The sequence below is a fragment of the Prevotella pallens genome (assembly GCF_900454935.1).
In the GTDB taxonomy this organism is placed as follows: domain Bacteria; phylum Bacteroidota; class Bacteroidia; order Bacteroidales; family Bacteroidaceae; genus Prevotella; species Prevotella pallens.
The window spans coordinates 1,867,626-1,891,977 of the sequence record NZ_UGTP01000001.1; the positions used below are offsets into that span (position 1 = coordinate 1,867,626).

General features: G+C 38.3%; 11 protein-coding genes and 2 rRNA genes. 8 read left to right on the forward strand and 5 right to left on the reverse strand.

Going from position 1 to position 24,352, the window contains the following annotated elements:
* Positions 1 to 55 precede the first annotated feature (55 nt).
* The 3 genes from DX009_RS07900 to DX009_RS07910 all read right to left on the reverse strand — a co-directional run bounded on the left by DX009_RS07900 (position 56) and on the right by DX009_RS07910 (position 5,700).
* Positions 56 to 2,957, reverse strand: a 23S ribosomal RNA gene (locus tag DX009_RS07900).
* Between the two features lie 354 nt (positions 2,958 to 3,311).
* A 16S ribosomal RNA gene (locus tag DX009_RS07905) occupies positions 3,312 to 4,842 on the reverse strand.
* Together the 16S and 23S rRNA genes form the textbook arrangement of a ribosomal RNA operon.
* A gap of 489 nt (positions 4,843 to 5,331) precedes the next feature.
* Positions 5,332 to 5,700 carry a desulfoferrodoxin family protein gene (locus DX009_RS07910; protein ID WP_006046517.1) on the reverse strand — a complete coding sequence of 123 codons (369 nt, stop codon included), beginning with the start codon at positions 5,698 to 5,700 and terminating at the stop codon, positions 5,332 to 5,334.
* Positions 5,701 to 5,976: 276 nt separating this feature from the next.
* Here DX009_RS07910 and DX009_RS07915 point away from each other — a divergent pair, with 276 nt between their 5' ends.
* Positions 5,977 to 6,423, forward strand: coding sequence for a hypothetical protein (locus DX009_RS07915; RefSeq protein WP_115083615.1), 447 nt, complete (start codon positions 5,977 to 5,979; stop codon positions 6,421 to 6,423).
* Between the two features lie 155 nt (positions 6,424 to 6,578).
* Here DX009_RS07915 and DX009_RS07920 read toward each other — a convergent pair whose 3' ends face one another.
* The gene (locus tag DX009_RS07920) at positions 6,579 to 7,460 is read right to left on the reverse strand and encodes a hypothetical protein (protein WP_115083616.1); all 882 of its coding nucleotides are present in this window, start codon (positions 7,458 to 7,460) and stop codon (positions 6,579 to 6,581) included.
* A gap of 236 nt (positions 7,461 to 7,696) precedes the next feature.
* Positions 7,697 to 10,312, reverse strand: a complete 2,616-nt coding sequence (locus DX009_RS07925) for a hybrid sensor histidine kinase/response regulator transcription factor (RefSeq protein ID WP_115083617.1) — start codon at positions 10,310 to 10,312, stop codon at positions 7,697 to 7,699.
* Between the two features lie 381 nt (positions 10,313 to 10,693).
* Between DX009_RS07925 and DX009_RS07930 the strand changes: the two genes are divergently transcribed.
* The 7 genes from DX009_RS07930 to DX009_RS07960 all read left to right on the forward strand — a co-directional run bounded on the left by DX009_RS07930 (position 10,694) and on the right by DX009_RS07960 (position 24,327).
* Positions 10,694 to 13,003, forward strand: a complete 2,310-nt coding sequence (locus DX009_RS07930; protein ID WP_115083618.1) for a TonB-dependent receptor — start codon at positions 10,694 to 10,696, stop codon at positions 13,001 to 13,003.
* Positions 13,004 to 13,032: 29 nt separating this feature from the next.
* Entirely contained in the window at positions 13,033 to 14,931 is a 1,899-nt protein-coding gene (locus DX009_RS07935) for a GH32 C-terminal domain-containing protein (RefSeq protein ID WP_115083619.1), read from the forward strand.
* Positions 14,932 to 14,949: 18 nt separating this feature from the next.
* The gene (locus tag DX009_RS07940; protein ID WP_115083620.1) at positions 14,950 to 16,104 is read left to right on the forward strand and encodes an MFS transporter; all 1,155 of its coding nucleotides are present in this window, start codon (positions 14,950 to 14,952) and stop codon (positions 16,102 to 16,104) included.
* Between the two features lie 11 nt (positions 16,105 to 16,115).
* The gene (locus tag DX009_RS07945; protein ID WP_006044350.1) at positions 16,116 to 17,000 is read left to right on the forward strand and encodes a carbohydrate kinase family protein; all 885 of its coding nucleotides are present in this window, start codon (positions 16,116 to 16,118) and stop codon (positions 16,998 to 17,000) included.
* Between the two features lie 502 nt (positions 17,001 to 17,502).
* On the forward strand, positions 17,503 to 18,723 hold the full coding sequence (locus tag DX009_RS07950; RefSeq protein ID WP_115083621.1) for a BaiN/RdsA family NAD(P)/FAD-dependent oxidoreductase: 1,221 nt from the start codon (positions 17,503 to 17,505) through the stop codon (positions 18,721 to 18,723).
* Positions 18,724 to 19,345: 622 nt separating this feature from the next.
* Entirely contained in the window at positions 19,346 to 22,039 is a 2,694-nt protein-coding gene (locus DX009_RS07955; RefSeq protein WP_115083622.1) for a 4-alpha-glucanotransferase, read from the forward strand.
* Positions 22,040 to 22,113: 74 nt separating this feature from the next.
* Positions 22,114 to 24,327 (forward strand): glycoside hydrolase family 97 protein, encoded by a 2,214-nt coding sequence (locus tag DX009_RS07960; RefSeq protein WP_115083623.1) that lies wholly within the window; start codon positions 22,114 to 22,116, stop codon positions 24,325 to 24,327.
* The last annotated feature ends 25 nt before the right edge of the window (positions 24,328 to 24,352 follow it).

The window sequence follows — 24,352 nt, forward strand, 5'->3', positions numbered from 1 at the left end:
AGCAAAAACTAAATAAAGAAAAGTAAAAATACGATTCTTAAAGTATAAACACACTGAATGAAAGTTTTGGGCAATTAGTAGTGCTCGGCTTTGACATCGCTGTCTTTACACCTACACCCTATCAACGTCATAGTCTATGACGACCCTTATGAGGAGTTCTAATCTTGCGGAAGGCTTCGCACTTAGATGCTTTCAGCGCTTATCCATACCAGACTCAGATACCCAGCGGTGCACCTGGCGGCACAACTGGTAAACCGGAGGTCTGTCCACCACGGTCCTCTCGTACTAGTGGCGGCACCACGCAAAACTCCAACGCCCACGATAGATAGAGACCGAACTGTCTCACGACGTTCTGAACCCAGCTCGCGTGCCACTTTAATGGGCGAACAGCCCAACCCTTGGGACCTTCTCCAGCCCCAGGATGTGACGAGCCGACATCGAGGTGCCAAACCACCCCGTCGATATGAGCTCTTGGGGGGGATCAGCCTGTTATCCCCGGAGTACCTTTTATCCTTTGAGCGATGCAGTTTCCATACACTTGCACCGGATCACTATGCCCCAGTTTCCTGCCTGCTCGGCATGTCTGCCTCCCAGTCAAGCGCCCTTATGCCATTACACTCTATGAGGTCGGTTACCAATCGACCCGAGGGCACCTTTGGAAGCCTCCGTTACGCTTTTGGAGGCGACCACCCCAGTCAAACTACCCACCAAACAATGTCCACGAAAGTACGTGTTAGACCTCAGACAGCCAAAGGGCCGTATTTCAAGGATGGCTCCACACACACTGGCGTGCATACTTCAAAGCCTCCGGCCTATCCTACACATCGGATGACCAAGGTCAATGCTAAGCTGTAGTAAAGGTTCACGGGGTCTTTTCGTCCCATCGCGGGTAATCGGCATCTTCACCGATACTACAATTTCACTGAGATCATGATTGAGACAGCGTCCGGATCATTACACCATTCGTGCAGGTCGGAACTTACCCGACAAGGAATTTCGCTACCTTAGGACCGTTATAGTTACGGCCGCCGTTTACTGGGGCTTCAATTCAAACCGTCGACATACATCTAAGCTCTCCTCTTAACCTTCCAGCACCGGGCAGGTGTCAGGCTGTATACATCATCTTTCGAGTTAGCACAGCCCTGTGTTTTTGTTAAACAGTTGCCTGGACCTATTCTCTGCGCCTCATTAAAAATGAGGACCCCTTATTCCGAAGTTACGGGGTCAATTTGCCTAGTTCCTTAACCATGAATCTCTCAACGCCTTAGTATGTTCTACCCGACTACGTGTGTCCGATTACGGTACGGGTTGCTCAAACATTAAGCTTAGCGGATTTTCTTGGAAGTATGATTACCTGTACTATCAAAGCTCTCCGAAGAAAACTCTGTACTATAGAAGATCAGCTCTAAATGCGGATTTGCCTACATCTATCTACACCTAACTTCTTTAACGCCCATATCCGTAAGGGCGCGACAGTGTCACTGCTCCGTCTCCACATCGCTGAATGAGCAAGTCACGGAATATTAACCGTGAAGCCATCGCCTTCGCCATTCGGCTGAGACTTAGGACCCGACTAACCCCAGGCTGATTGACATCGCCTGGGAAACCTTAGTCTTACGGCGAGGGGGAATCTTACCCCCTTTATCGTTACTTATACCTACATTTGCGTTTCTATACGCTCCAGGATCAATCAATATCACCATTCAACGCATATAGAATGCTCCCCTACCGATACTTTTTATATACAATGCTATCCCGCGACTTCGGTATCTGACTTATACCCGATTATTATCCATGCCCGGACCCTCGACTAGTGAGCTGTTACGCACTCTTTGAATGAATGGCTGCTTCCAAGCCAACATCCTAGCTGTCACCGGGACCAGACTTCGTTAGACTAACTTAGACAGAATTTCGGGACCTTAGACGACGGTCAGGATTCTTCTCCTCTCGGGGACGGACCTTAGCACCCGCCCCCTTACTGCACGACTACAGTCCGTGAGCATTCGGAGTTCGTCAGGTCGCGATAGGCGGTGAAGCCCTCTTGACCTATCGGTCGCTCTACCTCTCACGGAGAACATCGCACGCGGCACCTAAATGCCTTTCGGGGAGTACGAGCTATCTCCAAGTTTGATTGGCCTTTCACTCCTACACTCAACTCATCGGGAAGCTTTTCAACGCTTATCCGTGCGGTCCTCCATTCTGTGTTACCAGAACTTCAACCTGGTCAAGTGTAGATCACTTGGTTTCGCGTCTACCCCATCCAACTATACGCCCTATTTAGGCTCGCTTTCACTACGGATACGGGGCTGAACCCCTTAACCTCGCTGGACATGGTAACTCGTAGGTTCATTATGCAAAAGGCACGCCGTCACATATATATATGCTCCGACCGCTTGTAGGCGTATGGTTTCAGGAACTATTTCACTCTCCTCATTGGAGTGCTTTTCACCTTTCCCTCACGGTACTAATTCACTATCGGTCTCACGGGAGTATTTAGCCTTACCGGATGGTCCCGGCAGATTCATGCAGAATTACTCGTGCTCCGCACTACTCAGGGATTCACTACGTCTCATCAAGCTTCGGATACAGGATTATCACCTTATATTATTGAACTTTCCAGAACATTCTCCTCACTTTCAAAGTACGATATCGTGACCCTACTACCCCTATCACGCATTACTACGTCATAGGTTTGGGCTTTTCCCCGTTCGCTCGCCACTACTAGGGGAATCATTAAATTATTTTCTTTTCCTACAGGTACTAAGATGTTTCAGTTCCCTGCGTTTGCTCCCATAAAAAATATATGGGTGACTATCCTTCAGACAGTCAGGTTGTCCCATTCGGAAATCCTCGGATCAAAGATTATTTGCATCTACCCGAGGCTTATCGCAGCTTATCACGTCCTTCATCGCCTCCGTGAGCCTAGGCATCCGCCATACGCCCTTAATTACTTTCTATTCATTTTATATACTACCAACTAATAATAATAGTGGTAGCACATTCATGCTCATACTTTCAGCTGTATTTTGAAATCTAATTCTAATCCTTCTTGTATAAACAAAAAGAAATTACTTTACTTTACAGTCTTGCTTGTGTCAATATGTCAAAGAACGATATCAATGATGCAACGATAAACGATGCAAAAATGATGAGTGAAGATAATGGACTTGAACCATAGCTGTAGGCCTTAAACCTTATCTTCTCTATATTGTAGAACAAAGATGCGAGTACAAGAAGAGAAAACTTCCTAACATCTATTATTTATATGGTGATAAACATTTAGATAATACAAAAATAAAAGTCCTATCCAGAAAGGAGGTGTTCCAGCCGCACCTTCCGGTACGGCTACCTTGTTACGACTTAGCCCCAATTACCAGTTTTGCCCTAGGTCGCTCCTTACGGTTACGAACTTCAGGCACCCCCGGCTTTCATGGCTTGACGGGCGGTGTGTACAAGGCCCGGGAACGTATTCACCGCGCCATGGCTGATGCGCGATTACTAGCGAATCCAGCTTCGTGAGGTCGGGTTGCAGACCTCAGTCCGAACTGGGACCGGCTTTTAAGATTTGATGCAATTTACATTACACCATCCCTCTGTACCGGCCATTGTAACACGTGTGTAGCCCCGGACGTAAGGGCCGTGCTGATTTGACGTCATCCCCACCTTCCTCACACCTTGCGGTGGCAGTGTTCCCAGAGTGCCCAGCATTACCTGATGGCAACTAAGAAAAGGGGTTGCGCTCGTTATGGCACTTAAGCCGACACCTCACGGCACGAGCTGACGACAACCATGCAGCACCTTCACAGAGACCCCGAAGGGCATATTTATCTCTAAATAATTCCTCTGCAATTCAAGCCCGGGTAAGGTTCCTCGCGTATCATCGAATTAAACCACATGTTCCTCCGCTTGTGCGGGCCCCCGTCAATTCCTTTGAGTTTCACCGTTGCCGGCGTACTCCCCAGGTGGGATGCTTAATGCTTTCGCTTAGCCGCTAACGCCAGGCGCTAACAGCGGGCATCCATCGTTTACTGTGCGGACTACCAGGGTATCTAATCCTGTTCGATACCCGCACCTTCGAGCTTAAGCGTCAGTTACACTCCCGTATGCTGCCTTCGCAATCGGAGTTCTTCATGATATCTAAGCATTTCACCGCTACACCATGAATTCCGCATACGTTGCGTGTACTCAAGTCTGACAGTTCGCGCTGCAAGTTAAATGTTGAGCACCTAAATTTCACAACACGCTTAACAAACCGCCTACACTCCCTTTAAACCCAATAAATCCGGATAACGCCTGGACCTTCCGTATTACCGCGGCTGCTGGCACGGAATTAGCCGGTCCTTATTCATACGATACATGCAATAACGCACACGTGCATCAAATTATTCTCGTATAAAAGCAGTTTACAACCCATAGGGCCGTCTTCCTGCACGCTACTTGGCTGGTTCAGGCTTCCGCCCATTGACCAATATTCCTCACTGCTGCCTCCCGTAGGAGTTTGGACCGTGTCTCAGTTCCAATGTGGGGGACCTTCCTCTCAGAACCCCTACTGATCGTTGCCTTGGTGAGCCTTTACCTCACCAACAAGCTAATCAGACGCATCCCCATCCTTTACCGATAAATCTTTTATTCATATCTGATGCCATCAATGAATTACATCGGGTATTAGGCCGTCTTTCAACGGGGTATCCCCAAGTAAAGGGCAGGTTGGATACGCGATACTCACCCGTGCGCCGGTCGACGTCCAAAATGTGCAAGCACATAATGCCGTTTCCCCTCGACTTGCATGTGTTAAGCCTATAGCTAGCGTTCATCCTGAGCCAGGATCAAACTCTCCATTGTAAAATGTCTTTTATAAGAATATATAAATATCACTATAAAATAGTGATACATATATATAAATTCAATATCTGCTCAGAACTAATTATCCAGTAATATCAAGTTTATACACCTATAATAAATTAACTAGGACGTTTCTTTTACCCATCTGATACTATATTTAATAGCAACAGACGCTTCTTGTACTACTTCTCTGTCTATGTAAATCTTTTCAAAGAACGATGCTTTAAAAACAACTAACAGATAAACTGCTTGCCGTAAAAGCGAGTGCAAAGGTATAACAAAAAATAATAACCACCAAACTTTTCGAGAATTTTTTATAAAAAAATAATAGTTATAGGAGATTTACGCCCGAAATTTAAATTACACCTTATATAATATATAGATACAACATTGACGATATAATATATAAAGAAACGCTAAATGATATTGAGCATTTTTGCTATGCAATTCATTTAGCGTTCGCTTTTTAATAAGTTTTATTCTATATAATTATTCTGATTTCCATAATCCATGAAGATTGCAATATTCTCTAGCATAAACTTTTTTAGCATCTGTTTTAAATTCTGCAATTGGTTTATCGGTTGGTTCAAGATATTTGCGTAAAACTTCATTATTGTCTGTTATAAGTTCAATCCATTCAATAAAGTGAGTTTCCATCATTGGGTGCTCCACTGATCCCACTGTTACACGATAACCACCGTCTATTTTCTCTACTACAGGAATATGTTTTTCTGTTGCAGCTTCTGTTGTATTTTCAACTACTCTTTCTAAACCACAAACTGCTTCATTTGATGGGATAATTACTTCAAATAAATTTTTACTCTCTGAACACTTATAAATTTCGTTTCTTTTTGTCATAATATATTCTTGTTAATGTTTTTGCGATACAAAGGTACGCATTTCTTTCTAAAGAACAAAATTAAACTGTAATAAATACAATAAACTTTTGCAGTTATACTATTTTATTGCAGTCCGGAGTATTATTATTACATTATTCAAGACAAAAACTTTATAAAAGCTAATATTACGCAAGTTTTTTTTAACTAAAAAAACATTATCCATCTTTGCATATTTTTGTTTTCTCTATACCTTTGCATTATTGAAGTCAAATTATTAAAAATTTAAGTTTACACAATGAAACAAATTAGTTTTCTCATCACGGCACTATTTCTAAGCATATTTGCAGCCGCTTGTCATTCTGACGAACCTGTTGGAGCATGGGAACCTATGAAATGGCAACACGAAAGTATTACATTAAAAACAAAGGAAAAGAAAACTTTCACTGTTCCAAAAGAAGGTCGTACTTTCCAATTCAAATGTAAAAATTATAATGTTCTTTGGTTTTCCGATGTTACCGAAAAAATAAACAACACTACAGTTAGATACGATATAAGTTCGGTTAATGCACACTTACCTAAAAACGATAACAAACATATATATGGGAATTTTTCGGCTTCAAGCATCAAAGACAATATTTTAACTGTAACAATTAATCCAAACAATTCGGGGGTAAAACGCTACATTGATGTTGCGGTTACAGCTGGTGATGTTTTCGATAAAATATACTTTGAACAAGAATAAACAAAACTTTCTGTATACAAAAAAATTGACGTTATACTCTCTTTAAATATAACGTCAATTTTTTTACAACATATTTTCTTACGTATATTTTAAAAGCTATCTATTGTAGACTTCTAAATTACAAACAGACATCTTAGAAAAATACAATTTCTTAACTAATCTTCTACGCCCAGAAAACTATAAATTAGAGAATGAACTAATAACATTGTATGCTGATTATATGCTGCTTCGTAAGAAGACGAGAGTAAAGTAGCTACATTTTTACGTGCAGAAAGCCAATTATTCATTGCTATTTTAATTTCAGATACAGGATAAGAATTTGTTAATCTATATGCTTCTTTTTTTGCTTTAGCTATTGACATAAAACTATACTCTTTTCTCAACTTCGAAACTTTAACAACTGGACGAAGACTTCGCATATTTGCATAAAATTGTGTCAGCAACAATCCTTTATCATCATTTACGTTTTCTTGCTTTATACCTTTAAAAGTATTTACATCTTCTTGCAAACAAGCAAAACGAGCATAACTTATACCTTGCCGTGTACTTGCATTCACTACTTGAAAAATAGTTCCACCAATCAAAACATTGTTTATTTCGAATACCACGCTATTAAAGTTATAGAGTAATTTTTCTAATTGGTTCCACATTTCTATTTCAGCGCACACAGCATTACGAAAAAGTTTAGCTTTTTTAGCTCCCACAACATTCACGTTTGCGCTTAATGTTTGAAGCTGCTTTGTTAAGAAACCTATTTTTCTATCGCTAATTGTTTTTCTTTCTCCATACCAATTCACCATTCCAGCAGTAGAACAGTCTTCGCAAGAAGCTGTATCGGCATAGCAAACACCATAATTACCACTATCTATCTGAACTGATAAATTTAATTTTCCTTCAAAAAAACTATCGATTGCTTTTGTTTTTACACTCACCTGCACTCTTTTCTTTTTCTGAGGCTTAGTTTTATACACTTCCGACGTAGCAAAACTATTAAAAGATATTACTAACGAGAGTAAAACCAATAGAAACTTTTTCATAACACACTATTTTTATATTTACTTTACATTGCAAAAATACATAATTATTGCACCATAACAACATTGACTATGCAAAAAAAAATAAACAACAACAATAGTAGCCAAAGTGTGTAATTGTACCAAAGAAAAATATAATAAGAAATACAGAGATTTATAATTAGAAAATAAAAATCTTTAATTACAAAATTTAAAAAATTAATAATATTTTTCCGAGGAACAATAACAGCCTGAAAATCTTAATGTTTTTTATTGGGAGTTCGTCCAAAAAATTCCCTATAACATTTTGTGAAATACGATGGAGAAGAGAAACCAACTTCGTATGCTATCTCTGAAATAGATTTATCTGTAGTTTCCAATAATCTATCTGCACGTTTCAAGCGTGCTTCACGAATAATATCGTTGGGAGAAATACCAGTCATCGTTTTTATTTTTCTATACAATTGTGCCCTACTAATGCCCATTTCTTTACTTATAGTTTCTACGCTCAATTCAGAATTTCCAAGATTATTTTGAATTATGGCACGAAATTTTTCCACAAATTTATCTTCAATGCTCTGCATTACCTCTTCGTGTACCTCTTCGCGAGCATCGTTTCCAAAGGCAATTTTCATTAATTTTCTATTCTCTATAAGATTTTTTATACGTGCCTTTAACACCATTCCACTAAAAGGTTTGGTTAAATAAGCATCAACACCATACATATAGCCCTCAACTCTATATTCGTCTAATGTTTTTGCAGTAAGTAAAATTATAGGAATATGCGATGTAATTCCATCGTTTTTCAATCGTTTGCAACATTCTAAGCCGTCCATTCCAGGCATCATAACATCGCATACTACAATATCTGGTACTTCTCTAATGGCTTTTTTCAGTCCTTCTTCGCCATTAGAAGCAACAATCACGTCATATTCACTGTTCAACAGCACAGTTGCATAGGCACAAATATCTGCATTATCGTCTATCACGAGCACACGAGGCTTATCTATTTGCTGAATAGAAGTAATTCTCGATTTTTTATTTTCGTTCGAAATATCAGTTACTATTGAATTGTCTATCAGTTCTTCGCTCATAGCATTAGGTTTTATTGCTAACGGAACATTATTGTTAGCTACACGTATAGGCAGAGTTACTATAAATTTACTTCCTTTTCCATATACGCTTTCCACTTTTACGGTACCACCTTGCAATTCGGTAAACGATTTTACTATAGCTAATCCTATACCCGTGCCTTCTTTATTACTATTTTGCACCTGATAGAACCTATCGAATATATGTTTTATATCTTCTTTTGGAATGCCTTTTCCCGTATCTTCCACGCAAATTTGCACCATTCCATCGAAGTTTTCGGCTTTTACAGTAATATTTCCACCTTCGTCTGTATATTTCAAAGCATTGCTTAAAAGATTATAACAAATATGTTCCACTTTATATAGGTCTGCATACATAAAAATAGAGTTGGGCAAAACAAGATGTATCTGTTTTTTTTGTTTTCTCACGATAGAATCGAACGTATTTGTCCATTGTTTTAGATAGTCGGTAAGTTCAAATTCGCTCAACTCCAACTTCATTTTTTTATTTTGTATTTTACGGAAATCTAGAATTTCGGTTATCAAGCGCATTAAAATAGATATATTCTTCTCCACCATTTGCAACATATTTCGTTGCAATTTAGTTAAGTTCTCTCCATTAGCAATTTGTTCAATGGGTTCTGCAATAAGTGTTAGCGGAGTTCGCAATTCGTGGCTAATATTAGTAAAGAACTGTAGTTTTGCATTTGTAGCATCTTCTTCTAACTTTCTACGAGCAATAGTAGTTCTATAAATATAAACAATAAACCCAATAAGCAATATAATTATTACCCCACACAACAACATATACATTTTTTGGTGATTGTATTGCGCAAGATAAATATCAATTTTACTATTCAAATTAGAAAGTCTATTTCGTTGCTTTATAATTTCTTCGTTTTGCAATAGCAACACCTTCGCATTATTTTTTGTAACCAGAGCGCCTTTCAGGTAATTATCTCGATGAAATGGGCGTTTTTCTAAAATATCTACAGCCAATTGCATCACCATATCGCCACGAGTAGGATAAATATACGATGCTAACAAGCTGCCTTTATCTACACTTTCTATACCTCCGTCCTTTCCAGGCAGCGCATCTATTCCAACAAATTGTACACCTTTAATGCCAGCTTCTGTTAAAGCACGTTGTGCTCCGCGTGCCATACGGTCGTTTTGCGCCCACACTATATTGCAATTTTCAGTTTTAGCAAGCATTTTCTTCATACATTTATATCCAGAAAGCTCAGTCCAATCGCCCGAAATAGTATCTGTTAGCTGAATATTAGGATATTTATTTAGCGCCTGAACAAAACCATTATGACGGTCTATGGCTGGAGAAGAATGGTTTAGCCCTTTTATTTCTAAAACAGAACCTTTACCGTGTAGAGATCTTGCAACAAATTCGCCAATATCTTTCCCCACTTCAATATTGTCAGCCCCTATAAAAGCCGTATATTTCTGCGAGTCTGTTTTACGGTCGAACAAAACTATAGGTATACCTTTGTCAAAAGCTTTATCAATAATAGGAGTTATGGAATGAATTTGGTTAGGAGAGATAATAAGCAAATCTACACCACGATTTATAAAATCCTCAATTTGCTTTACTTGTAGTTTGTCGTTATCCTTTGCCGATGCAAACAACAAATCTACATTTTTATAATCGTAAGTTCCAATTAATAATTCATCGTTAAGTTTAGTGCGCCATATATCTTCAGAACACTGCGATACACCTATAACATATCGCTTTGTGGTTTTATTGCACGACTGAAACAATAATAAAACCATAAAATAGCAAAAGAAGTAACTCCATTTACACATTCCCCTACCTGTTACTTTAGTTTTCGTTGTTAATTTATACCCCCTTGTATTCCCAGTTGTATATATGTATGCAAAGATACTATTTTTTATGAATTAACGAGAAAATATAATAAAGAAAACACAATCTACACCAAACTTACCAACATTTGAGTTTCAATGTATTAGCAAAATATCTTTACATCAGGTTTAGAATTATAAAAAACATATTTCGAAAAGATAAATATTTGTTGCATTAAGACAAAATTAATAGTTTACGCAACATTTTTTATATCTGTTTTTAGAATAAACCATTTACTTTGCAAACAGTTTTCAGTAAATAGACAACAATTTTAAGATCTATATAAGATAATGACTACCAACACATCAACTAAACTAAGAACTGTAACAACAGTTTTTGCTATGGTATGTTTCTTTACAGGAGCTTTTGCCCAAGTAAAAGAGAAACAAAACGAGAGTAAACCGAATGAAGAAGGCGATAGAAATGTAATGCTTAATGCAGCAAGTGCAAACGGTCCACGCGAAATACAGATAGGACTTCCTATGTCGGACGTAAATGTTTTAGAAAATGGTTTGCCCATTACCTATGCAACCAACCCACATAGTGTAAATTCTATTTGGCGTTCTGATGCAAGTTTAGGGTATGTTGGACTTCTAAAAATTTCGGAAACAGCTTTAACAACTGGTAATATAGGATATGCAGTGAATTCTTTCACTAAACTTGGAGAAGAAGGATTTCATGGAACTCTAAATTATAAGACCAACCATTTTGGTTTGCAAGAGTTTTCGCTGAATGCTAATGGCGGTTTCGGAAACAATTGGTTCTATAGCACAAGTATTTATCAAGATTTCGATCCAGGTACATTTAAAATTAAATCGAGCCAACTACAAGATCGCACACAAATTTATAAAGCTTCTATAACTAAACGTTATAACCACAACCGTGGTGAATTTACAGCAATGTACCATTATTCTAATTCGCACCCAGTATATAATTATGCAACACAATCGGCTCCTTTTATATACGTTGGCGATGGCAGTGTAAAAGAATATGGAAAATTTAAACTTGGCACAACTTCGTATTTACCAACCGACGGTAATATTGTTTATCGCGATATGAATACGGGAGAACTGAAACAAACTACGATGTATGATGCCTCAGTAAACCGTTCGAGTGAATTTTCTTTAATAAATAAATACAATTGGGATAATGGATATAGCTGGAAAATAGCAGCACGATACGACCACGCACGTGGAGCTTTGGTTTATCAAAGCCCTATGTCGCTTATAAATATAAAAGACAATCCAACAGCATACAATTATGTAATGCCAACTATAACTGGAGGAACAACACCTTATACAGGCGATTACGTCCAAACGCGAATGTCAAGTTTAAATTCAGGATTCATTAACGAATTTCTTTTAACATCAGAATTACAGAAAAAGTTTACTACTTCAACCTTACGTTTAGGTATAAACGAGTGGTATTACCACATCGATTACCGTTCAAATACATCTATGTACGACCAAAGTGTGTCGTCAGATGGGAGCTTTCCTGTCAGACTTTACGACACAAATAAGCACTCAACCTACTTCTACGATTTTAATAAGAATGCTTCAGAATTCTATCGTGGACACGAAAACAAATTAGCTTTATACATGATTCACGATTGGGATGTAACGCCAAAACTTAATCTTTACTATGGTTTCAGATTAGAAAGCCAGAAACTTAAAGGTGTTAATGCAGCTGTTAAAAATGCCACTGGTGGCTATGTTGGCAGATTTGCAGATTACTATATTGGTGCAATTGCTCCCGATGGAACAAAAATTACACCAAATCCAATAGATTACAATTGGTTTAATTATGATGTTTCGGCTGCTGCAACCTATAAAATTAATAATAACTTTGGACTTACTGGCGACTTTACTTATATTGTTCAGCATCTTCGTTTTGAATCGTTCGCTCCAGCAACATTACCAAATACAGGAAAAGTAGTGGTGCCTTTAGGAAGAGCAGGTGTATATTACAACAATTCATGGCTAACATTAACTTCGCTGTTCTCTTATATTTCAAAGACAAACAACAATTCTACACTAAATTTGCAACATAGTGGCGAAATTATGGCAACACCATTAACATACGATATAAAAACTTGGGGTTGGACAACCGACCTTATTGCACACCCATTGAAAGGATTGGATATACATTTCCTTTTCACCTATCAGAAACCAACTTACAAGAAGTATGAAACTTCTATTACTTTCTCTGATGGATATGTAGGAAAGATTAATGCTACAGGAAATATTGTTGCCGAAATTCCAAAAATACTTATCGAGTTCGATCCAAGCTATATGCTTACAAAAGATTTAAAATTGTGGGCAAGCTTCCGTTATTTTAGTAAGACGTATGCAAACATTAACGATGCTTACCATTTTAATGGTCATTGGGAAACATTTGGAGGTGTAAACTGGCTAGTAAATAAGAAGTTGTCTTTAGGTTGTACTGTTGTAAACTTCTTAAATCAAACAGGAGCAAAAGGAAGTATAGCTGGTGCAGAACTTATAACAAAGGCTGATGCAAAAAACATTTCTAATGTATTAATGACAGGAAGTTATCTACGCCCATTTACAGTAGAATTTTCAGCATCTCTTAATTTCTAAGAATAAAACACATACGTAAAAACTGAATTATGAAGTGTATTAATAAATTATTAACGTGTGCTGTTATATCTTTAGCAGCCACATCGGTAAAAGCACAAACCATACAAATGTCTCAAAAAGGAGACACAACCATATTAAATATAACCAATCCAACAAAATATTTGCTATTACCTATAGAAGAATCGAAAGACGAGGCAAAAGTTCTTCTCGATACATCAAGTCCTGCCGATACTTGGATGGATATACGTTTAGCACAAGATAAAATAGATTATTATGTTCCATTCGAATTAGGTAATGGCTCAAGAGCTACTGTAAAAATTCTCAATCTTAAACACGATGCTATCTGTTATAAACCAGGTATTTTAAAATTATCAAATGAATGGAGTACCGTTAATACCGATTTTTATCGTCCATCTTACCACCACACACCATCGTTTGGGTGGATGAACGATCCAAATGGAATGTTTTATATGGACGGAGTATACCATCTTTGCTATCAATATAATCCCTACGGTTCTAAATGGGGTAATATGCATTGGGGACATGCAACGAGTAAAGATTTGATTCATTGGAAAGAAGAGAAGCCATCTATTACTCGCGATACTCTCGGACATATATTTTCTGGAAGCGCAGTCATAGATAAAAATAACACTGCAGGTTATGGAAAAAATGCTATTATAGCCCTTTATACGTCTGCAAGCGATAAAAATGGACAGATAGAATGTATGGCTTATAGCACCGATAAGGGTTATACCTACACAAAATACGATAAGAATCCTGTTTTAAGACCATTCGATGGACTAAAAGATTTCCGTGATCCGAAAGTTTTTTGGTATGAGCCTGCACAGAAATGGTATATGATTATATCTGCCGATAAGGAAATGCGTTTCTACAAATCGGCAAATTTAAAGAAATGGGACTATGTAAGTGCCTTTGGAAAAGGATATGGAATGCAACCTAACCAGTTTGAATGTCCCGACTTTGTTCAGCTTCCAGTTGATGGCAATAAGAATAAAATGAAATATGTTATGTTAGTTAACATCAATCCTGGTTGCTTATTTGGTGGTTCTGCTACAGAATATTTTGTTGGTGATTTCGATGGAAAGAATTTCAAATGCGATACTCCTCCAAACGAATATAACTTTCTTGATTATGGTAAAGACAACTATGCCACTGTTTGTTTCTCTGGAGTAGAAGATCGTGTTCTTTCTATAGCTTGGATGAGTAATTGGCAATATGCTAATGTTACACCTATAAAACAATATCGTGGAGCAAACACTCTTCCACGAGAACTAAAGTTATATACAGGTACAGATGGTAAGCTTTATGTTTCTAATAATATAGCTCCTGAAGTTAAAGCTCTACGAAAAAATACCACAACTCTACCCGATATGAATGTAAAAACTCTTGCCGATAAGAAGAATATCATAAAGAGTAAAGATAATGCTTTCGAGCTTGAAATGGATATAACTCCAAATATTACAGGTATAACGGGTATTGAATTGTATAATGCAAAAGGCGAAAATGTGAAAATATACTTTGATACGAAAGAAAGAAAACTCGTTATGGACCGTACCGAAAGTGGACTTATAGAATTTGGAAAACTCTCTGTACCACACGACATAGAGAAGAATTATTCCGATGTTCATCAAGGTGCTGGAAATACACCATTTCGTGTTTTTAATTCTGTAAATTACAAAAACGATTTCGCACTCGGAACTTGGGCTCCACTAAGTTTGTGTAAAGGGAAAACATATCATGTAGATATTTTCGTTGATAAATGCTCGGTTGAAATCTTTGTTGATGGTGGGCGCATTGCAATGACAAACCTCGTATTTCCAACAACACCATACACTTCTATTAAGTTTTATAATAAAGGAACTTCGGCAAGCTTCCATAATATAAAAATTAGTGAGCTTTCATTGTAATAAAAATACCATTCTATTATGACGAATTCAAAAACGTTAAAGCTCATTCCCATTATGTTCTGCTTCTTTGCGATGGGTTTCGTAGACTTAGTGGGTACTGCTTCTAATTATGTTAAGGCAGATTTACATCTTTCTGATATGAGTGCAAACATATTTCCATCGCTTGTTTTCTTTTGGTTCTTATTCTTTTCTGTGCCAACAGGAATGTTAATGAATAAAATCGGACGTAAGAAAACCGTATTGTTAAGCCTCATCATCACAGTCGTATCGTTGCTTTTGCCTATTTTTGGAGAATCGTACGAACTTATGCTAATATCGTTTTCGTTGCTTGGAATAGGTAATGCACTTATGCAAACATCTATTAATCCGTTAGTAATGACAGTATTGCAAGGTGGAAATTTGGCAGCAACTTTTACTTTCGGACAGTTCATTAAGGCTATAGCTTCATTCCTCGCACCTTATATTGCAGCTTGGGGAGCAATGGCAAGTATTCCTTCTTTCGGACTTGGATGGCGCATTCTTTTTCCCATTTATATGATAATAGGAATATTAGCTTCATTTCTTTTAGTATCTACTCCCATAGAAGAAAAAAAGACCGAAGGCAAAGCCAGTAGCCTTTTGCAATGCATTCAGCTATTAACTAAACCTGTTATATTGTTGAGTTTCTTTGGTATTATGTGCCATGTGGGAATAGATGTTGGTACTAATGCCACTGCACCAAAAATATTAATGGAGCGTTTGGGTGTACCTCTTAACGAAGCAGTCTTTGCAACTTCGCTATATTTCATTTTCCGTACCATTGGTTGTCTTACGGGTTCATTCTTTCTTCGCATAATGAAAATGAAATATTTCTTTATTATTTCCGTTATCCTTATGGCATTAAGTATGTGTGGATTGTATATAGGAACTAGTAAAGCTATTCTCTATATAGCTATTGCATTGGTAGGATACGGTAATAGTAATATCTTTTCAATGGTTTTAGCACGTGCTTTGGAAAGTGAACCTAAAAAACAGAACGAAGTTAGTGGACTTATGATAATGGGACTTTTTGGTGGCACTATCTTTCCACTTATAATGGGATTTGCTAGCGATAGTTTTGGACAAGCTGGAGCTGTAATTGTTATGGCAGTGGGTGTCATTTATCTTTTTACGTATATTTCTGAAATAAAATAAACATAATAATTATGAAACAATATATTGTTGGTTTGGGAGAAGCTCTTTGGGACTGTCTCCCAGAAGGTAGAAAAGTTGGTGGAGCACCTGCTAATTTTGGTTTCCATGTAGGTCAATTCGGACACGATTCTATTGCTATTAGTGCCGTGGGAAACGATAAACTTGGTGTAGAAACGTTGGCTGAATTCGACAAAAAACACATAAACTACCTAATGCCTGTGGTAGATTATCCTACAGGAACAGTACAAGTAACACTCGACGAAGCTGGTGTACCTACCTACGAAATAAAAGAAGGCGTAGCTTGGGACAATATACCGTTCACACCGGAAATAGAAGAAATAGCTAAAAACTGCCGTGCAGTTTGCTTCGGTTCACTTGCACAACGTAGTAGTGTCAGCCGAAATACCATTCAAAAGTTTCTCAATGCGACTCCAAAAGATTGTTTAAAGATTTTCGATATAAATCTCCGACAGAACTTTTACAACGAAGATATTATACGAAATTCGCTTAAACAATGCAACATTCTAAAGATAAACGATGAGGAATTGGTTACCATTGGACGTATATTTGGCTATCCCGGCTTAGATATGGAAAACAAATGCTGGTTGCTTATTGGTAAATACAATCTCGATATGTTGATACTTACATGTGGTATAAATGGTTCTTATGTGTTTGCACCTAACACTGAATCGTATCAAAAGACTCCTATCGTAGATATTGCTGATACTGTTGGAGCCGGAGATTCATTCACAGGAACTTTTGTTTCGGCTATTCTTAACGGAAAAAGTATAACAGAAGCACACAATTTGGCTGTTGAGGCTAGCGCATTCGTTTGCACTCAGAACGGTGCAATGCCTATTATGCCTAAAGAATTGTTAGAAAAAGCAAGATTATAAAAGAGAGTTTTTTCATACTAAAGGGCACAATTTGTTGGTACCACAATACAAAACAACAAATTTGTGCCTTTCTTTTTTTGACCTATATACCTCTTTTTTCTACTTCGTCATAGTCTTATCATAACATTTAATCAGCCAAAAAGTATCTTCCTAATACTTTTTATATGGAACTAACATTAATGTTTTACATAGCTGTTGTGTATTTCGATCATCTAATTGTTTAATTTTCTAACAACGTGTAGCGGACTACATCAAGTTATAAAAACAGGTAATATGCCTGTAAGCAGCCAATTTGATTAACAATATAATGAGTTCACGAGACATTATTTTGCCATATCAGCAGATATAAGTTTGTGTTTTGTCAAACATATTGATTATTCATCTCCCGCCCTATCTATCGTTTCTTGCCCTATCGTTTGTACACTTCAATCATTTATCGTAACTTTGTTCCATATTATTAATATAAGGAATAAAGTGTATTAATATTAAGCTCTGAAAGGATATGCTAAACATTGCAATTATAGGAGGAGGGGCTGCAGGATTTTTTGCTGCTATTTCGGCAAAAACAAAAATGCCCAATTCCAATGTTATAGTGTTTGAAAAGACAAATCGTATACTAGCTAAGGTTGGTATTTCGGGGGGTGGACGCTGTAATCTAACTAACTCGTTTGCCGATATAAGCGATTTAAAACAAGCTTATCCGCGTGGCAACAAACTGATAAAACGACTTTTTAAAAGATTCGATTATAACGATACTTTTCAATGGTTCGAGGCTCATGGAGTTCAATTAGTAACACAACCAGACAATTGTGTGTTCCCTTTTTCGCAAAATTCACAAACCATTATCGATTGTTTAACACATACAGCACAACAACTTGGTGTTGATGTTTGTTTGCAACATAGACTTACAAACATTACTAAACAAACAGAAGGAAAAATAGAAGTACACTTTAAAGATAAGCCTTATCGTACATTCGACAGAGTTATTATAACCATAGGAGGGTCGCTACGTACTGCAAACTTACAATATTTAGAGAATTTAGGGCACAAAATAGAAGCGACTATACCAGCACTATTTACGTTTAATATAGCCGAAAAGGCGTTCAAAAACCTTATGGGAACAGTAGTAGAACACGTTTTATTATCTATTCCTGCTACTAAATTTCATAGCGATGGAGCTTTGCTTATTACACATTGGGGTATGAGTGGACCTGCTACACTAAAGTTATCGTCGTATGCTGCACGATATTTAGCAGAGAACAACAATAAAACACCAGTATCTGTGAACTGGGTGAACGAAACAAATGCGCAATCTGTTGCACAAAACATTACTGCCATTGCTACTGAAAATGCTAAAAAGCAAATAGTAAATACACGTCCATACAACCTTCCTACTCGCCTTTGGGAATATTTACTGCAACGCGCTAATATAGAAAAGGAGAAACGCTGGATAGACATTGGAAAGAAAGCAATGCACAAACTTATTGAGACTCTTACGAACGATGTACACCAAATAGAGGGTAAGGGTAGCTTTCGCGATGAGTTTGTAACATGCGGTGGAATTAGTTTGAAGAGCATAAATCCTAATACACTGGAAAGCAAAGTGTGCAAAGGAGTTTTCTTTGCAGGCGAAGTGCTCGATGTAGATGCCATTACTGGAGGATTTAACCTACAAGCTGCATGGACCACTGGTTATGTTGCAGGACAAGAAGTATGTGTTTAAGATACATCAACAGAATGTAAACAAAACCTAAATAAAATATATTTAGCGAATCAAATGTTAATTCTCGAATAACAAGACAGAAGTCTCTAAAAAACAAGAAACTGCCTACTTCACACTATCTAATTTGGTTTCGCACCGCAAAAAAGTAGGTATCGTTTACCGAAATGTAGGCTTTTGCATGGTAAAAGAGCCGTTTTCGCATCACAAAAATAGGTATTTCTGCATGAAGAAACTAATCTATATGTATTCTATAATGTTCTAAACACGAAATAATTAAGACTTAATTATTGCACATATCCATTTCTTTTTTCTATAAAACCTTATCAATCAATAATTAAAGAATGCACACAATTGGTTGCCTTTTTCTGAAAAAAGAATAATATTGACTGAAAAAACGCTCGGCATTTGCTATATTAAGAGGTTAAAAATAAACACTTGGCAACATTTATTAACAAAACAAAGGTCATATAAAAATCTATGTATCATTACTTTATCCAGTGGTATATATTAGCCAAGATATACATTTGCAAACGTTTGCATGATATTAATCAAAAAACGAGCAAAAAGGTTTTGCAAGTTCGTTTTATTATTACTACCTTTGAGCCATATAACTAACAACTATATGAACTTACAATTTAATATAGAATACAAGACATATTACGGACAAGAACTTGTTCTTAATATAGTAGGTAACGAGGGTTCCGAAGCCAATTCGGTGTGCCAATACAGAATGCACACGTACGATGGACTGGTTTGGACAGTGGATATTAACAAAGAAATAAAGCCCGGCACGGTGATAGACTACTTTTATAGTGTACACGTTGGCGACCATGAGGAGCGTCGTGGGTGGAGTGTTGCACCCCATAGGGTAATGTTCAATTCATCGCAAGCATTGAATTACAGGATATTCGACCATTGGAGAGAAATTCCTGACAATGCTTTCTTATACTCTTCTGCCGTAACCGACTGTATTGTTGGTGCAAAACCAGAGAACCTAAAATTAGAGAAATTCAGCAAATATGTATGCTTAAAGGTGCGTGCACCTCAGCTTAGTGTAGGCGATTCGCTTTATTTAATAGGAGCAGACCCACTATTAGGATCGTGGAAAGAACAGAAAGCTGTAAAAATGACACAGGTTTCTACCAACGAATGGGCTGTATGTTTCGATGTAAATCGTCTGGCAAGCAACAAGTTAGAGTTCAAGTTTATTATTGTAAACTCTAACAAAGAATACTCTCCAATGTGGGAGAATTGTAACAACCGCACCATTGAACTACCTTCAATGGAGGAAGGCGATGCTATAATATACGAACTAGACGAAGCCTATTTCACTTTACCCACAATGCGCGTAGCCGGTACGCTTGTGCCGTTATTCTCTCTACGATCTGATGATAGCTTCGGTGTTGGAGACTTTGGCGACCTAAAGAAAATGATAGATTGGGTAAGTTCAACTCAACAAAAGGCACTTCAAATCCTGCCAATAAACGATACTACCATCACACACACGTGGACAGACTCTTATCCTTATAGCTGCATCTCTATCTTTGCACTGCATCCACAGTATGTAAATCTAAATCTTCTGCCTGCATTAAAAGACAAGATACAACGCGAACGCTTCGAAAATGAACGCAAAAAACTGAATGCACTACCACAAATAGACTACGAACGTGTTAACGAACTTAAATTAGCTTATCTTAAACTCATCTTTGAGCAGGAAGGAAAAGACACAATTGCAAGTAAAGAGTATAAGAAATTCTTCACAGAAAACGAAAGTTGGTTGGTTCCTTATGCACAATACAGCATGCTGCGCGATAAGTACGGTACTGCAGAATTTGCTAAATGGCCAGACCACAACCAATGGGACGAAGCAGAAAGAAAGCAACTCTCTACAAGTGGTAGCAAGGCTTACAAGGAGGTTGAGTTCTACTATTACGTACAATTCGTGCTAAGTAGTCAGCTCAAAGCCGTACACGAATATGCCATTTCTAAACACGTCATACTGAAAGGAGATATTCCTATCGGCGTAAATCGTAATGGCTGTGATGTGTGGATGGAACCACGCTACTTCAATTTGAATGGTCAGGCTGGTGCACCACCCGATGATTTCTCGGTAAATGGACAGAATTGGGGTTTTCCAACCTACAATTGGGACGCTATGATAGCCGATGGTTGTAAGTGGTGGTTACATCGTTTCCAGAATATGGCAAACTATTTTGATGCTTACCGCATAGACCACGTGTTAGGTTTCTTCCGCATTTGGGAAATTCCAGCCAATGCAGTGCACGGTCTTTTAGGTCAGTTCGCACCAGCATTGGGTATGACACGCGAAGAAGTAGAAGGCTATGGACTACGCTGGCAAGAGGAATTATTCACAGAACCTTTCATTACCGATTGGGTATTAGACCGTATTTTCCGTGAACATACGAACGAAGTACGCGACAAATACATAGAAAAAACATGGGGTAATCGCTACAAAATGCGTCCAGAATACGATACACAACGCAAAGTAGAAGCAGCTTTTAAGGGTAAAGAAACCGACAAAGATATTTGGATTCGTGATGGTTTATATGCTCTAATCAGCGATGTGCTCTTTGTACGCGACCATAAAGACCCTAACAAATTCCACCCACGCATTAGCGTCCAGATGGACTTCATCTACGAAAGTCTATACGATTGCGACAAGAATGCTTTCAACACGCTTTACAACAACTATTTCTATCGCCGCAACAACCAATATTGGTATCAAGAAGCTATGAAGAAATTGCCGAAGTTAGTGAACGCTACACGTATGCTTGTATGCGCCGAAGACTTGGGAATGGTACCCGATTGTGTCGCTTGGGTTATGAATGAACTACGCATATTAAGCCTCGAAATACAATCAATGCCTAAAGACCCACATGTAAGATTTGGACATTTAGGCTCCAATCCTTATCGTAGTGTCTGCACAATTTCTACCCATGATATGGCTACATTACGACAATGGTGGGACGAAGATTGGAACAGAGCACAAGAATACTACAATACAATGTTACACCAAGGCGGACCAGCTCCACACCCAATGCCGGGTTGGTTGGCAAAAGACATAGTTGAGCGACACTTAACATCGCCAAGTATGCTCTGTATTCTTAGTATTCAGGACTGGATGAGCATTGATGAGCACCTACGCTTAGCCAATGCCGATGCTGAACGCATCAACATTCCAGCCAATCCAAAAAACTATTGGCGATACCGAATGCACGTTAGCATTGAGCAACTGATGAAGAATAAAGATTTTAATAAAGTGGTTTCAGACTTAATTGTAAGTTCTGGACGATAAAAAGAAGAGAGTAATGGGACGCATTTTGCTACGTCCCACTGCTCGTATATATAAGGATAAAGAAAAAAGAGGGTATGAAAAGATTGAAGGTATTGATTGTTTTTGCGGTTTGCTCGCTCGTGGCTATGGCGCAAGTGGGAATTTGTCTGGGCGAAGAGGACAGAATGTTGTACTCGCCAAATAAAAAAGTGTTTTTGTTGTTCGGTATTGATGACGGTAAACCTAACTATTTTGTGTCTTACAGAGACCAAGCAGTAATATACAAATCTTTCCTCGGTTTGGAATTGGCAAAAAGTAAATACGCAAGCAAAGGAAAAGAAGAAACCGACTTAATGGACGGTTTTAAACTTATAGATAGTAAAACTTCTACTTTCGACGAAACATGGAAGCCTGTTTGGGGCGAAACAAACAAGATACGCAACCATTACAACGAATTGGCAGTTACTTTGAAACAGGAAAAGACCAATCGTGAAATGATAATTCGTTTCCGTGTTTACGATGATGGAGTAGGTTTCCGTTATGAGTTTCCGCAACAAAAGGATCTCAATTACTTTGTTATAAAAGAAGAACACACACAGTTTGCTATGGCAGGCGACCACAAAGCATGGTGGCTTCCAGGCGACTATGACACACAAGAACAGGAAACACAAGAGAGTAAACTATCTGAAATACGCAGTCGCTTCCACGATGCCGTAAACTGGAGTAACTCTTCTGTGGCTGTTTTCTCGGATACTGGAGTCCAAACCGCTCTACAAATGAAGTCAGACGATGGTCTTTACATCAATATACATGAAGCTGCCTGCATCAATTATCCTACAATGCATTTGAATTTAGACGATAAAAATATGGTATTCGAGAGCTGGCTAACACCCGATGCTACTGGTTTGAAAGGCTATATGCAGACTCCTTGCAATACGCCATGGCGCACAATACTCGTTAGCGACGATGCACGCGATATGCTTTCGAGCCATTTAATACTGAATTTGAACGAGCCTTGTAAGATAAAAGACACCAGTTGGATTCACCCAACCAAATATGTTGGCGTTTGGTGGGAGATGATTGTAGGCGAAAACAGCTGGAATTATACTGACGAATTTCCCTCTGTTCAGCTTGGAATAACTGACTACAGCAAGGCAAAACCAAATGGAAAGCACGGTGCAACAACCGCTAATGTAAAGAAATACATCGACTTTGCAGCCGAAAATGGTATAGACCAGGTGCTCGTTGAAGGTTGGAATATTGGTTGGGAAGACTGGTTTGGACATTCAAAAGACTACGTTTTCGACTTCGTTACGCCTTACCCTGACTTCGATATAGATTATCTGAACAAGTATGCGCACGAAAAAGGTGTGAAACTAATGATGCATCACGAAACGTCTTCTAGCACTCAGAACTACGAACGGCATCTTGAAGCAGCTTTCAACCTAATGAACAAATATGGCTACGATGCCGTTAAAACTGGTTACGTGGGCGATATTATTCCACGTGGAGACCATCATTTTTCTCAATCAACCAATAATCACTATATGCACGTCATAGAAGAAGCAGCCAAACACCACATTATGGTGAATGCGCACGAGGCTGTTCGTCCAACAGGACTATGTCGTACATACCCTAATATGATAGGTAACGAAAGTGCACGTGGTACAGAATACGAGGCATTTGGTGGCAGTCGCCCTGACCACACGGTTATTTTGCCTTTCACACGACTACAAGGAGGACCTATGGATTACACTCCTGGTATTCTTGAAACGCAGCTAAAAACATGGAGCAACAACCAAAACTATGTACATACTACGCTTGTTGGACAGCTCGCACTTTATCTTACAATGTACAGCCCACTGCAAATGGTAGCCGACTTGCCCGAAAACTACAAGAAATACAACGACGCTTTCCAATTCATAAAAGATGTTCCATGCAACTGGAGCAGGAGTATTTACTTGGAAGCAGAGCCTGCTGACTACATAACCGTTGCTCGTCAGGACAAGAATTCAAACGATTGGTACATCGGAGGAAAGTGCGATGAGAACGGACACAAGAGTGTTTTGAAACTCGACTTCCTCGATAAGGATTACGTTTACGATTGTACGATCTATGCCGATGCAAAGAATGCGGACTACAAGAACAATCCGAAAGCATACAAAATTACCCATAGAAAGGTGAAGAAAGGCGATGTATTGAAGCTGACAATGGCTCCTGGTGGTGGCTTTGCTATATCTTTGGAGGCACGTTGGAATGGCGAAGAACATGCCGAACAGCTTACAAAAGTGAACAATACAGATTTTTAGAAATACAATATAAGGAACTTAACAA

Coding starts and splice junctions, on each gene's coding strand:
- DX009_RS07910 (WP_006046517.1), bottom strand. CDS start 5,700: ATGACAAAAAGAAACGAAATTTATAAGTGTTCAGAGAGTAAAAATTTA.
- DX009_RS07915 (WP_115083615.1), top strand. CDS start 5,977: ATGAAACAAATTAGTTTTCTCATCACGGCACTATTTCTAAGCATATTT.
- DX009_RS07920 (WP_115083616.1), bottom strand. CDS start 7,460: ATGAAAAAGTTTCTATTGGTTTTACTCTCGTTAGTAATATCTTTTAAT.
- DX009_RS07925 (WP_115083617.1), bottom strand. CDS start 10,312: ATGGTTTTATTATTGTTTCAGTCGTGCAATAAAACCACAAAGCGATAT.
- DX009_RS07930 (WP_115083618.1), top strand. CDS start 10,694: ATGACTACCAACACATCAACTAAACTAAGAACTGTAACAACAGTTTTT.
- DX009_RS07935 (WP_115083619.1), top strand. CDS start 13,033: ATGAAGTGTATTAATAAATTATTAACGTGTGCTGTTATATCTTTAGCA.
- DX009_RS07940 (WP_115083620.1), top strand. CDS start 14,950: ATGACGAATTCAAAAACGTTAAAGCTCATTCCCATTATGTTCTGCTTC.
- DX009_RS07945 (WP_006044350.1), top strand. CDS start 16,116: ATGAAACAATATATTGTTGGTTTGGGAGAAGCTCTTTGGGACTGTCTC.
- DX009_RS07950 (WP_115083621.1), top strand. CDS start 17,503: ATGCTAAACATTGCAATTATAGGAGGAGGGGCTGCAGGATTTTTTGCT.
- DX009_RS07955 (WP_115083622.1), top strand. CDS start 19,346: ATGAACTTACAATTTAATATAGAATACAAGACATATTACGGACAAGAA.
- DX009_RS07960 (WP_115083623.1), top strand. CDS start 22,114: ATGAAAAGATTGAAGGTATTGATTGTTTTTGCGGTTTGCTCGCTCGTG.